Origin of the sequence: Nocardia sp. NPDC056541, from assembly GCF_042794235.1 — a bacterium.
In the GTDB taxonomy this organism is placed as follows: domain Bacteria; phylum Actinomycetota; class Actinomycetes; order Mycobacteriales; family Mycobacteriaceae; genus Nocardia.
On record NZ_JBHTUD010000035.1, the window covers coordinates 18337 to 31047 of the forward strand.

Below are 12711 nucleotides of genomic sequence, written 5' to 3' on the forward strand. Positions count from 1 at the left end.
TCAGTTCATCATCGCCGGGCGGTCGTCGTCGGGGTGTGGGGCGGCGACGGTCCGGGTTTCGGGTGAAAGCTGTTCGGGGACAGCGAGATCGATGGCGGGCTCGATGGGGGCCGGGGGAAGTTTGCGGGCGCGGATACGCAGGGCGATGCCCGCGAGGGTGCTCAGATAGATGATCACGTAGATGTTCATCAGGACCTGGGGCAGCGGCCACCACGGGGGGAGCAGGAAGGTGCCGACGCTCACCCAGGTGGGGGTGTAGGTGTAGGTCCAGGCGGCGATGGACAGGTAGAGCGCGGCCGCGGCGAGCCACCAGGGCGCGCGGGTCTGAGCGCGGTGGATCAGGTAGACCAGCAGCGGAACGAACCACACCCAGTGGTGACCCCACGAATACGGGGAGACCGCGCAGGCGGTGAGGCCACCGAGGGTGACCGAGAGCAGGGGTTCGCCCCGGCGGACCAGGACCGCGGCCAGCCACAGCGCGACCAGCGCGATCGGCACGGCGATCAACAGCCACAACCACACCGGCGCGGGGCCGTGGGTGAGGTGGGCGATGGCGCCGCGCAGGGACTGGTTGGCGGGGTGGACATCCGGGGCGATGCGACCGGAATGGAAGAACGTCGACGTCCAGTATTGATACGAGTCGCTCGGCAGGATCAGCGCGGTCAGACCGATCGACGCGAGGAAGGTGAGAGCGCCGGTCGCGGCCGCGCGCCACTGCCGTTGCGCCAGATACTGGGCGATGAAATACAGCGGAGTCAGCTTGATACCCGCGGCGATACCGACGCCGATACCGCGCAACCTGCTGTTCTCGGCGCGGGAGAAATCCCACAGCACCACCAGCATCAGCACCAGATTGATCTGCCCGTAGTACAGCGTGGTACGCACCGGTTCGGCGAAGGTGCAGGCCAGGGTGAGCAGTGCGCTGACGGCGGCCAGCCCGGGGGTGGTGCGGTAGCCGAGCATCCGGAAGCTCTGCAGCACAACCCCGAACAGCACCAGCAGGTTGAGCACCATCCAGGTCGTGGTGACATGTGCCCACGGCACCAGTAGTAGCGGCAGGAAGACCACGGCCGAGAACGGCGTGTAGGTGTAGAGCAGGCCATAGTGCGTCGGCTCGATGTAGAGCGCCCGTTCGTGCACGACCCGCCAGCCGCCGTCGCGGTAGATGTGCACGTCGAGACCACCGACGAGAATCCCGCCGCTGTCCATCCACGGGTCCATGGTGGTGAACAGCAGCGTCACGCCTAAGGCGGCGGTCCCGAGTAGCAGAAGAAGCGTCAGGGTCGTGCGCGGAAGTGCCACGCCTCGAGATCTCTCCGCCACGGCCGTACTACCGGCCGGCCCACATCGTATGCACGACTAAGAACCTACCGCGCCGGGTCGACGGCGCTCGGCGGCGGACCGACTTCGGTAGGAAAACGACATGAAAGCGGGTACGGCTGGCGGCGAACCGTTCTCGGCGTGCACGTTGCGGGCCGCCGCGCCCGCCCCGCACTCGCCCATCAGGCCGCCGGACGCAACGTCAGCATGGTGTCGGCGCCGTGGTGGAACTCATACCCGGTCTTTTGCAGGGAGGTGGCGATGCCCTTGTCGTGGAGTTCGGTGCGCAGGTGGTCGATGAGGTCGTCGAGTGGGGCGCCGGTGTAGTCGAGCAGCGGGTAGACGCGGGTTTCGACGGTGGCGACGCGCGCCAGTTCGAGCAGGGCGGCCAAGTGGAAGTCGGCGTCGAGCCGGTCGGCGTAGCTGAACAGCAGGTGCGAGCTCAGGGCCAGGTCGAACGCGTCGTCGGGACACGGGAGTGAGGGTAACGAGCCGGCCAGATAGCGGTGGGGCGCGGCGCGCACGTCGTCGGCGAAGCGGGCGGCGGCGCCGCGGCGGATCGCGGCATGTTCTGTCGTGGAGCCGTACCAGTCCCAGCGGTAGCGGTCGGCGTGGGAGTGTGCCCAGGCCACGGCGCGTTCGGTTTCGGGGGTCGCGCGGGCGGCCAGTTCGGTCGGTGGGGTGGCGTAGATGGGATCGATCGCGGTGACTTCGGCACCCATGGCGCTTGCCTCGGCCGCGAAACTTGCTGCGCCACCGGGGCAATCGAGGACACGGCGCCCAGCCAGATCATCGTCGGAGAGATGGAACATCGCGCGGTACTCGGCCAAAGATCTTGCGCTGACCAGAAATTCGCCGAGTACCTCGCCATCGGCGTGGTGCATCATCACCACACGTTCTCACGTCTTGCGTTCGCACGCTCGCTGATTCACGAGTGTGGTCACCTCGATTGCAAGACTCGACCTGCAAGCGTCGGCTTCGCTCAGGCGGAGTCGGTGAGCCGGCGCAGTGCCTTGGCAACCACCTCGGGATCGCTGGTCTCCCAGTACGGCGGCAGCGAAGCGCGCAGGTAGCTGCCGTAGCGGGCGGTGGCGAGGCGGGAGTCGAGGATCGCGACCACGCCGCGGTCGTCGACGCTGCGCAGCAACCTGCCGGTGCCCTGGGCCAGCAGCAAGGCGGCGTGATTGGCGGCCACCGTCATGAAACCGTTGCCGCCGCGCGACTCCACCGCTCGCTGGCGCGCGGTGAGCAGCGGGTCGTCGGGCCGGGGGAACGGAATGCGGTCCAGGATAACGAGACTCAGCGACGGTCCGGGCACGTCGACGCCCTGCCAGAGGGTGAGGGTGCCGAACAATGAGGTGGCCGGGTCGTCGGCGAACTTGCGCACCAGCGCGCCCATCGAATCGTCACCCTGGCACAGCACCGGGGTGTCGAGCCGCTCGCGCAGCGCCTCGGTGGCGGCCTTGGCGGCGCGCATCGAGGAGAACAGGCCGAGCGTACGGCCACCGGCGGCGGTGATGAGCTGTTCGATCTCGTCGAGATAGGCGGGCGAGAGGCCGTCGCGGCCCGGGGCGGGCAGGTGTTTGGCCACGTAGAGGATGCCGGACTTGGCGTGGTCGAACGGTGAACCCACGTCGAGGGCGTTCCAGCGCACCGATTCCAGGTCGGCGGGTGCGGTGGCGCCGTTGGCCATGGCCGCATCGACCTTGCCGCGCGACTGCGACGGCAGGCCCCAGGTGATCGCGAGCCCGTCGAACGAGCCGCCGATCTGCAGGGTGGCCGAGGTGAGCACGACTGTCGCGGTGCCGAACAGCCTGCTGCGCAGCAGGCCGCCGACCGAGAGCGGCGCCATCCGTAAGGTGCGGCGGGCGACGCCGCGCATCTCGTCGGCCGACAACCAGATGACATCGCGACGGGCGGCCGGGTCGGCTTCCTCGAACGCGGTGAGCGCGCGGACCGCGGCGTCGTGCACGTCGTCGATGGCGGCCACGGCCATGGTGCGGGCGGCGGCGTTGTCGGGATCGTCCTGGGTTTTGACGGTGCCCTGCGGTGCGATGGCGGTGCGCGCGTTCCAGGCGGAATCGCGAACCAGGGCGAGCACCGGGGCGATGCCGTCGGGCATCTGGTCCCAGCGGCCGGGCGGCAGATCCTCCAGTGCCTGGTGGAAGGCCTCCGCGGCGCCCTCCAGGCGGTCTACCTCGCGTTCGTCGATCAGCTTGGTGCAGCGGCGGGCGGCCGCGCTGATCGCGGTCGCGGCCAGTTCGGCGGTGGCGACGCCGGTGACACGGTCGACCAGTTCGTGCGCCTCGTCGATCACCACCACATCGTGTTCGGGCAGGATCTGGATGCCGCTGATGGCGTCGATGGCCAGCAGCGCGTGGTTGGTGACCACCACGTCGGCCTGGGCCGATTCCGCACGGGCCTTCTCGGCGAAACAGTCCTGGCCGAACTGGCAGCGGGCCTTGCCGAGGCATTCGCGCGAGCCCACGCTCACCTGGCGCCACGCGCGGTCGGTGACGCCGGGGGCGAGTTCGTCACGGTCGCCGGTCTCGGTGTCGGAGGCCCATTCGTTGAGGCGCTGGACTTCGCGGCCGAGGCGGGAGATGGCGAAGGCGTCGAACAGCTCGGCCTCGCCGCCGGTGTCTTCCGGGATCACGCTGTTGATCTTGTTCAGGCAGAGATAGTTGTTGCGGCCCTTGAGGATCGCGAACTTGGGTGCGCGGCCGAGCGGCTTGGTGAGTGCCTCGGCCAGGCGCGGCAGGTCGCGGTCGACGAGCTGGCGTTGCAGCGCGATCGTGGCGGTGGAGACCACCACCGTGCGACCGGTACGGACCGCGTGCCGCAGGCTCGGGATGAGATAGGCCAGCGACTTGCCGGTGCCGGTGCCCGCCTGGACGGCCAGGTGCTCCTTGGTGTCGATCGCGTGGTCGACGGCGGTGGCCATGGTGGTCTGCCCGGTGCGTTCCTTGCCACCGAGGGCATGCACGGCGGTGACGAGCAGGTCGGCGACGGGAGGGAGTTCGGGCACGCTGGCAGCTTATCCGCACCCTCGGACAGGTTTGCCCGAGCGATGGCGAGCCCGGTCAGGACTCGCGGACGAAGTCGTCGATGTGATCGCGGACGTAGTCGAGGACTCGCTGTTCGAAATCCTCGGGTTCGTTGATGTCGTAGATCTCGTCGGGGTCTTCGGCGCGGTCGCCGGTGGGGCGGCGGATCTGGTCGGGGGTGGCGAGGGTCTGGTGTTCGTCTTCCCAGAAGCGATCGAGGTCGTCGTTCGGGGAGCTGAGGGAGGCGTCGCGGGCGGCGATGATGGCCGCGGCGGCCAGTTGCGGCATGCCTGCTGCGCGTAAACCTCTTGTGGCCCAGGGGAGTTCGCTGCGGCGGGTTTTCAGGTAGCTCGAGAAGCCCGCGTCGAGAACGCTCGTGTGCAGGCTCGACAGGGCCAGCAGGTGGGAGAAGGCCGGGGGGAGTTTGCCGAACGCGGCGATGCCGAGGCGCTGGAGGTCGTCGGTGGCCGGGTTCGACCAGAAGACGGTGTCGGCGGCGTCGTGGATGCTGTCGATCTCGGCGAGTGCCTTCGTCAGGGCGGATCGGGTGTGCGCCGGGAATCGATAGTCCATGGGGGAAGTATTCAGGGACGCAGCCCGACGCCCGCATCGCGGAGGGTGGTCAGGGCGGTCTCGGTGGTTTCGGGGGCGACGCCCGCGGTGAGGTCGAGCAGGACGGTGGTGTCGAATCCGGCCTCGGCGGCGTCCAGCGCGGTGGCCCGAACACAGTGGTCGGTGGCGATGCCGACCACGTCCACGGCGTCGATGCCGCGGGCTCGGAGCCAATCGGTGAGGGAGGTGCCGTCCGCTGCCGCGCCTTCGAAGCCGGAGTAGGCGGCGGTGTACTCGCCCTTGGAGAACGTTTCCTGGATGGGCGAGACATCGAGCGCGGGATGGAAATCGGCGCCGGGGGTGCCCACTCGGCAGTGCGGCGGCCAGGAGTCGACGTAGTCGGGTTCGGTGGAGAAGTGGGCGCCGGGGTCGATGTGCCAGTCGCGGGTGGCGACGACCGCATCGTACTGCTCGCCGGCGACGAAGTCGGTGATCGCGGCCGCTACCGCCGCGCCGCCGGCGACCGCGAGGGAGCCGCCCTCGCAGAAATCGTTCTGTACGTCCACGATGATCAGACCGCGTCCCATGTCATCCTCCAGCTCGTTCGACCGCACCATTCTCCGCCGCGCGACGCCGCGCGGCCACCCCGGCGCGGTGGCCGACCGGGTGCCGGTGCGGTCGAGAGTCGTCGGCACGTCGGCGTGCCGCGACGCTCAGCCGAGGAACGTTGTCGGCACGGCGGGCTCGCCCGCGGAGAGCTTCAGCCCTTCCCACGGCAGGCTCACCAACCCGCGTGCGACCAGTTCGCGACTCTGCGCCAGCGTCGCCACGCCGTCGACCACCTTGCCCTCGCGAACCAGCGGCACCTGCAGCTCCCGCACCTGAAAACCGTTGGTGGCCGGTGCTTCTCCGCCTTCGGGATAGACGATCTCCTCGACGATCGTGCCGGTGGCGCGGGCCAATCGCACCGCCTTCTTGGTCCCGCCGCGCGACTGCTTGTGACTGGACCGCTTGGCCACCGCGATGCCGTCGACCTCGACCAACTTGTAGACCATGCCCGCGGTCGGGGCACCCGAACCGACGACCACCGACGTGCCGACGCCGTACACGTCGACCGGTTCGGCACGCAGCGCCGCGATCGCGTACTCGTCCAGATCGCCGGAGACCACGATGCGCGTGCCGGTGGCGCCGAGTTCGTCGAGCTGGTCGCGGACCTGCCTGGCGAGGACGCCGAGGTCGCCGGAGTCGATGCGCACACCGCCCAGCTCGGGCCCGGCCACCTCGATGGCCGTGGCGACACCCCGGGTGATGTCGAAGGTGTCGACCAGCAGCGTGGTGCCGATGCCGAGCGTGTCGATCTGGCTGCGGAACGCCGCGGCTTCGTGTTCGCCGTCGGCGCCGCTGTGCAGCAGCGTGAAGGCGTGCGCGCTGGTGCCCGCGCCGGGCACGCCGAAGCTGCGCACGGCCTCGAGATTGGAGGTCGCGTCGAATCCGGCCAGGTAGGCGGCGCGCGAGCTCGACGGCGCGGCGAGCTCGTGGGTGCGCCGCGATCCCATCTCGATCATCCGGCGGCCCGCGGCCGCGCTCACCATCCGGGCGGCCGACGAGGCGATAGCGCTGTCGTGATTGAAGATCGACAGCGCGAGGGTCTCGAGCAGCACGCATTCGGCGAAACTGCCGCGCACGGTCAGGATCGGTGAACCGGGGAAGTACAGCTCGCCTTCGGCGTAGCCGTCGATATCGCCGGTGAAGCGATACTCGCGCAACCAGTCGACGGTGGCCGGATCGAGGAACTTCGCGACCACGGCCAGCTCTTGCGGGCCGAAGCGGAAGCGGGTCAGCGCGTCGAGCAGACGGCCGGTGCCGGCGACGACGCCGTAGCGGCGCCCGTTCGGCAACCGCCGGGCGAACACCTCGAAGGTGCACTGTCGCTGAGCCGAACCGTCGGCCAGCGCCGCGGCCAGCATGGTCAGCTCGTACTGGTCGGTCAGCAGCGCGCTGCTGGCGAACTCGTCACGGATCTGCACACCAGAAACTCTAGTCACCGCGGGTGTTGTTTCCTGCGGGCCTCGTCGTACCCTGGTTTTTATGGCCGTGTGCAATAACGTTCGGGCCGGCGCCGTCACCGACGCTGTGAACGCCGCACTGTCGGCACCGCAGGCGACACCGGAGACCACCGAATACACCGAGATCCTGGAGGCCGAGGACCGGCCCTGGGTCACCGTGGTCTGGGACGATCCGGTGAACCTCATGCACTACGTCACCTACATCTTCCAGAAGCTGTTCGGCTACAGCAAAGCCAAGGCGACCGAGTTGATGATGCAGGTGCACAACGAGGGCAAGGCGGTGGTGTCCTCGGGATCGCGCGACAAGATGGAGCAGGACGTGCGCCGACTGCACGCCGCGGGGCTCTGGGCAACCATGCAGCGCGACTGACGACCTGAGTAACCTGGGCCTGTGCGTAAGTGGAGCAGGAAGAACTCACTGAGTGGCCTCAAGCTTCGATCCGAAATGGACGAGCACGAGGCCACCGTCCTTCGCTCTCTGATCGGCGCGGTGTCCGGACTGCTCAGTGACCGCGCAGCCGACGCTCCCGAAGACGAACTCGCCGCGCTCACCGGCTTGCGCACGGGCAGCTCCACCCCGCCCGACGATCCGCAACTGCTGCGTCTGCTGCCCGATTTCCACCGCGCCGAGCCCGGTTCTCCCGATGCCACGCGCGCCGATCTCAACAGCGCGCTGCGCAGCCTGCACGAGCCGGAGATCATCGACGCGAAACTGGCCGCCGGGCAGACCGTCCTCGACAGCTGCCCGGAAGTGGGCGGCAAGATCGCGCTCACGCCCGAGCAGGCCGACGCGTGGCTGGCCGCGCTCACCGATGTCCGGCTCGCGCTGGGCACTCTGCTCGACATCGACGACGACACGCCCGACCATTTCGATCCGGAAGACCCGCGCGCCCCGCATCTGGACGTCTACCACTGGCTCACCTGGATGCAGGATTCACTACTGCAAGCGCTCGCGCCGTGAGCGCGACGACCGGAATCGCCGACGAAGGACGAGATGATGCGCAGCGGCCCCGGAGTACGCAACTCGATCACTGATGTCGCCGGGGTGCTGGTCGGGCATTACCAGGCGCTCGACGCCGAAGTCACCCTCGGTACCGGCGCCGCGACGGGCTGCACGGTCGTGCGGGTCCCCGGCGGCGCGACGGCCTCGGTCGACGTCCGCGGCGGCGGACCCGGCACCAGGGAAACCGACCTACTCGACCCGGCCAACACCGTTCGCCAACTCAATGCCGTGCTCCTCACCGGAGGTAGCGCGTACGGCCTCGCCGCCGCGGACGGGGTGATGCGCTGGTCGGAGGAACACCGCGAGGGCATTCCGATGGACCCGGCCGACCCGAGTCGGGTGGTCCCGATCGTGCCCGGCGCGGTGATCTTCGATCTGCCGGTCGGGGACTGGGGTATCCGGCCCGGCGCGGACTTCGGTTATCGCGCGGCCGCGGCGGCGTCGACCGAGTTCGCCCGGGGCACCGCGGGCGCCGGTGTCGGTGCGCGGGCGGGCGCGATCAAGGGCGGAATCGGTTCGGCGAGTGTGGTTCTCGCGGACGGCCCCGGGGCCGGGGTGACCGTCGGCGCGGTGATCGTGGCCAATCCCGTCGGGTCGGTCGTCGATCCGCGCACCGGGTTGCCGTGGGGCGTCGGCACCGACGGACCCGACTTCTTCGGGTTGCGGCACGCGACAGCGGACGAGATCGCCGCACTTGCCGCGCTCCCCGCGAAGAGCATGGTGCTCAACACCACGATCGGGGTGATCGCCACCGACGCCGCCCTCGACCCAGCCGGCTGCCGACGGCTGGCCGCGACCGGGCACGACGGACTCGCCCGGGCGATCCGCCCCGTGCATTCCCCGCTCGACGGCGACACCCTGTTCGCGCTGTCCACCGGCGCGATCGAGGTCACCCCGCTCGCGCTGCCGCGCGCTTTCCCCACCGACCTGCTGCTGCTCGACCAGTTGTGTACGGCCGCGGCGGTGGTCGTCGAGCGCGCCGTCGTCGACGCGGTGCTCGCCGCGACCTCGATCGCCGGGATCCCCGCCTACTACGATCTGTTTCCGCGCTGATCGGCGACCTCGCGCGAGGTCGCCCACTGTCGGTGGTGCGGCTGCCCGGTGGCCGCAACTGCCTGCTGACCAGCCCTTCGGCGGCTTGCCGCGCCTGCGGTGACGATCCGGCCGGGACCGGAGTGCATACCCCGCGGAATACCCGAATAGGGTGGGTCGTTGTCGGGGAAGGTGCTCGACAGCGCGCACGCAGGATGTGGAAAGGGTCGATGAAGTGCTGGTGATCAGGGCCGATCTCGTTGACGCGATGGTGGCGCACGCTCGCGCCGACCACCCGGACGAGGCCTGCGGCATCATCGCCGGCCCCGAGGGCAGCGACCGGCCGGAACGCTTCGTCGCGATGGTCAACGCCGAACGCTCGCCCACCTTCTACCGGTTCGATTCCGGTGAACAGCTGCGCGTGTGGCGCGCGATGGACGACGCCGACGAAGTGCCGGTCGTGATCTACCACTCGCACACCGCCACCGAGGCCTACCCGAGCCGCACCGACATCTCCTACGCCGCCGAACCGGACGCGCACTATGTGCTGGTCTCCACGCGCGACCCGCAGGAACACGAACTGCGCAGCTACCGCATCGTCGACGGCGAGGTCACCGAAGAACCGGTGCGCATCGTCGATTCCTACTGAACCGTCCGAGAACAGTCACCACCCCCGAGGAGCCCCCATGCCGGTAACCGTGTCCATTCCGACCATCATGCGTGGTATCACCGGAGGTGAGAAGCGGGTGCAGGGCGAGGGCTCGACGCTGTCCGCGCTCATCGCCGATCTCGACGCGAACCACCCCGGGCTGGCCGAGAAGCTGCTGTCGGACGGCAAGCTGAACCGCTACGTCAACATCTACGTCGACGACGAGGACGTGCGCTTCTCCGGTGGGCTGGAAGCCGAGGTGCCCGCGGGCGCGTCGGTCACCATCCTGCCCGCCGTGGCCGGCGGCGCCTGACCCCGTGGCCCGCTACGAATCGCTGATCGCGACGCTCGGCAATACGCCGCTCGTCGGATTGCAGACCCTGTCGCCCCAGTGGGACGGCGACGATCATGTGCGGCTGTGGGCCAAGCTCGAGGACCGCAATCCCACGGGCTCGATCAAGGACCGGCCCGCGCTGCGGATGATCGAACAGGCCGAGGCCGACGGGCTGCTCACCCCCGGCTGCACGATTCTGGAGCCGACCAGCGGCAACACCGGGATCTCGCTGGCCATGGCGGCCAAGCTCAAGGGTTACCGGATCGTGTGCGTGATGCCGGAGAACACCTCGGTGGAGCGGCGGCAACTGCTCACGATGTTCGGCGCCGAGATCATCGACTCGCCCGCGGCGGGCGGATCCAATCAAGCGGTGGCGATGGCCAAGCAGATCGCGGCGGAGAATCCGGATTGGGTGATGCTGTACCAGTACGGCAACCCGGCCAACGCGCTCGCGCACTACGAGAACACCGGGCCGGAACTACTGGCCGACCTGCCGGAGATCACCCATTTCGTCGCGGGACTCGGCACGACCGGGACGTTGATGGGCACCGGCCGGTTCCTGCGTGAAAACGTGCCCGGTATCGAGATCGTGGCCGCCGAACCCCGCTACGGCGAACTGGTCTACGGCCTGCGCAACATCGACGAGGGATTCATCCCAGAGCTCTACGACGAGAAGGTGCTCACCACCCGGTTCTCGGTGGGCCCGTACGACGCGGTGAAACGGACTCGCGAACTGGTCGGCGAGGAGGGAATCTTCGCCGGGATCTCCACCGGGGCGATCCTGCACGCCGCGCTCGGCATCGCCAAGAAGGCGCAGAAGGCCGGGAAACGGGCCGATATCGCGTTCGTGGTCGCCGACGGCGGCTGGAAGTATCTGTCCACCGGGGCATACGACGGCACGCTGGACGAAGCCGAGGAGAAGCTGGACGGGCAACTCTGGGCCTGACGCGATGTGACCCGGCTTCGGTACGCTCTGGTCAACGGGCTGTTCGACGGTCCCTTGCCGGAGTGGAGGCGATGTCGGTGAGCGGTGGGGTGGGTGCCTCGTTCGATCCTGATCGGATCTCGGGGCTGCGTGGCAACGCGAGTTCGGGCATCGGCGCGTCGCGAGGCGGTTCGTGGATTCGGGCCGCGGTGGTGATTCTGGGCTTCGTGGGGGCGCTGTACGTGATCGAGGGCGTCGACATGGTCCTCTCCTACGATTCGCCACCCGGATCGGTCGGCGAACTCGACTCGGCGGGCATCGAGCCGCGCGAGGTATCCGGGCTCGACGGGATTCTGTGGGCCCCGCTGCTGCACGGCGGGTGGGACCATCTGTTCGCCAACACGCTGCCGTTGCTCGTGTTGGGTTTCCTCGTGTTGCTCTCCGGGATCGGGCGGGGGATCGCGGCCACGGCGATCATCTGGGTGATCGCGGGCGTCGGTACCTGGCTCACGGGGTCGGCGGGAAGTGTGCACGTGGGAGCGTCGTCGATCGTGTTCGGCTGGCTGACGTACCTGATCTGCCGCGGGTGGTTCACGCGCAATGTGGGCCAGATCGTGGTGGGACTGGTGATCCTCGTGTTCTACGGCTCGATGCTGTGGGGCGTGCTGCCGAGCGACCCTCGAATTTCTTGGCAGGGGCATCTTTTCGGGGCGGTGGGTGGAGTGCTCGCGGGCTGGGTACTCTCGTCAGATGAACGTCGACGCCGCCGTGGAGCATCGGTCGGCCGCGCACTACCAACGCGGTAACCGGGGATCCGGTCTGGAAATTGGGGGGATCCTGCATTGAGCACCAGCACGTCGTGGCAGCATGGGGGTATGCGCCTTACCGTCCTCGGGTGCTCGGGCAGCGTGTCCGGCCCGGACTCCCCAGCGTCGGGCTACCTGCTGACGGGCCCTGATATGCGGCCGACTGTCATCGACTTCGGCCCCGGTATTTTCGGCGCGCTGCAGAAGCACATGAACCCGGCCGATGTCGATATCTTCCTCACCCACCTGCACGCGGATCACTGCTTGGATCTGCCCGCACTGCTGGTGTGGCGTCGCTACCACCCGAATCCGCCGACCGGGAAGGCACTGGTCCGCGGGCCGTCCGATTCCGCGCTGCGGATCGGCAATGCGTCCGCGGAGATCGGCGGCGAGACCGACGACTGGTCCGATGTGATCGACTCGCAGGCGTGGGTCGAGAACACCCCGATTCCGTTCGGGCCCGGTCACACGGTGGAAGCTCGGCGGATGTTCCACCCGCCGGAGTCCTATGGGCTGCGGATCACCGCGGGCGACGGCCGGGTCTTCGTCTACACCGGTGATACGGCGATGTGCGATGCGGTGGTCGACTTGGCGCAGGGTGCGGATGTGCTGATGGCCGAGGCGTCGTGGACTCATGATCCGGCGAATCGTCCGCCGGGGATTCATCTTTCGGGGACCGAGGCGGGGGAAATCGCTACTCGCGCGGGGGCCAAGGAGCTGTTGCTGACCCATATTCCGCCGTGGACTTCACGTGAGGATGTGATCGCGGAGGCCAAGGCGGCGTTCTCGGGGCCGGTGCACGCGGTGTCGCCGGGGGAGACGTTCGACCTATAGGGCGGGATTCGGAGTTCGGTAGTCCCGGGACTGTTTGACGCTGTGTTTATTGGCGCGCTGGCGCGCGCGTGTCCGCGGCCCTGAGGGGCCGCCGGTCAGCGCTCGAGACTCGCGCCTGCGGCGCATGCGCTTCGAGCGCAGAC

Annotated in this window: 14 protein-coding genes; 8 read left to right on the forward strand and 6 right to left on the reverse strand. The window is 68.8% G+C overall.

The window, feature by feature from the left end:
* From ACFQ9R_RS33635 to ACFQ9R_RS33660, 6 genes are all read right to left on the reverse strand, one after another.
* Nucleotides 1-1242, reverse strand: a complete 1242-nt coding sequence (locus ACFQ9R_RS33635; protein WP_378996710.1) for a glycosyltransferase 87 family protein — start codon at nt 1240-1242, stop codon at nt 1-3.
* A 260-nt stretch (nt 1243-1502) separates the two neighbouring features.
* Nucleotides 1503-2207 carry a hypothetical protein gene (locus tag ACFQ9R_RS33640; RefSeq protein WP_378996712.1) on the reverse strand — a complete coding sequence of 235 codons (705 nt, stop codon included), beginning with the start codon at nt 2205-2207 and terminating at the stop codon, nt 1503-1505.
* A gap of 95 nt (nt 2208-2302) precedes the next feature.
* Entirely contained in the window at nt 2303-4348 is a 2046-nt protein-coding gene (locus ACFQ9R_RS33645; RefSeq protein WP_378996714.1) for an ATP-dependent DNA helicase, read from the reverse strand.
* A gap of 55 nt (nt 4349-4403) precedes the next feature.
* Nucleotides 4404-4940, reverse strand: coding sequence for a DUF4375 domain-containing protein (locus tag ACFQ9R_RS33650; RefSeq protein ID WP_378996716.1), 537 nt, complete (start codon nt 4938-4940; stop codon nt 4404-4406).
* A gap of 11 nt (nt 4941-4951) precedes the next feature.
* Nucleotides 4952-5506, reverse strand: a complete 555-nt coding sequence (locus ACFQ9R_RS33655; RefSeq protein ID WP_378996718.1) for an isochorismatase family protein — start codon at nt 5504-5506, stop codon at nt 4952-4954.
* 126 nt (nt 5507-5632) lie between these two features.
* Nucleotides 5633-6946, reverse strand: coding sequence for a nicotinate phosphoribosyltransferase (locus ACFQ9R_RS33660; RefSeq protein ID WP_378996720.1), 1314 nt, complete (start codon nt 6944-6946; stop codon nt 5633-5635).
* Between the two features lie 61 nt (nt 6947-7007).
* Between ACFQ9R_RS33660 and clpS the strand changes: the two genes are divergently transcribed.
* From clpS to ACFQ9R_RS33700, 8 genes are all read left to right on the forward strand, one after another.
* Nucleotides 7008-7355 carry an ATP-dependent Clp protease adapter ClpS gene (clpS, locus tag ACFQ9R_RS33665; RefSeq protein WP_101464172.1) on the forward strand — a complete coding sequence of 116 codons (348 nt, stop codon included), beginning with the start codon at nt 7008-7010 and terminating at the stop codon, nt 7353-7355.
* 21 nt (nt 7356-7376) lie between these two features.
* The gene (locus tag ACFQ9R_RS33670; RefSeq protein ID WP_378996723.1) at nt 7377-7946 is read left to right on the forward strand and encodes a DUF2017 domain-containing protein; all 570 of its coding nucleotides are present in this window, start codon (nt 7377-7379) and stop codon (nt 7944-7946) included.
* Between the two features lie 33 nt (nt 7947-7979).
* A complete protein-coding gene (locus ACFQ9R_RS33675) occupies nt 7980-9041 on the forward strand; it encodes a P1 family peptidase (protein WP_378996725.1) in 1062 nt (353 codons plus the stop codon).
* Nucleotides 9042-9255: 214 nt separating this feature from the next.
* On the forward strand, nt 9256-9669 hold the full coding sequence (locus ACFQ9R_RS33680; protein WP_358071628.1) for a M67 family metallopeptidase: 414 nt from the start codon (nt 9256-9258) through the stop codon (nt 9667-9669).
* A 37-nt stretch (nt 9670-9706) separates the two neighbouring features.
* The gene (locus ACFQ9R_RS33685) at nt 9707-9982 is read left to right on the forward strand and encodes a MoaD/ThiS family protein (RefSeq protein WP_101464168.1); all 276 of its coding nucleotides are present in this window, start codon (nt 9707-9709) and stop codon (nt 9980-9982) included.
* A 4-nt stretch (nt 9983-9986) separates the two neighbouring features.
* Nucleotides 9987-10949 (forward strand): PLP-dependent cysteine synthase family protein, encoded by a 963-nt coding sequence (locus ACFQ9R_RS33690; protein WP_378996727.1) that lies wholly within the window; start codon nt 9987-9989, stop codon nt 10947-10949.
* Nucleotides 10950-11020: 71 nt separating this feature from the next.
* Nucleotides 11021-11734, forward strand: coding sequence for a rhomboid family intramembrane serine protease (locus tag ACFQ9R_RS33695; protein ID WP_378996729.1), 714 nt, complete (start codon nt 11021-11023; stop codon nt 11732-11734).
* 69 nt (nt 11735-11803) lie between these two features.
* Nucleotides 11804-12568 carry a cyclic nucleotide-degrading phosphodiesterase gene (locus ACFQ9R_RS33700; protein WP_378996732.1) on the forward strand — a complete coding sequence of 255 codons (765 nt, stop codon included), beginning with the start codon at nt 11804-11806 and terminating at the stop codon, nt 12566-12568.
* The last annotated feature ends 143 nt before the right edge of the window (nt 12569-12711 follow it).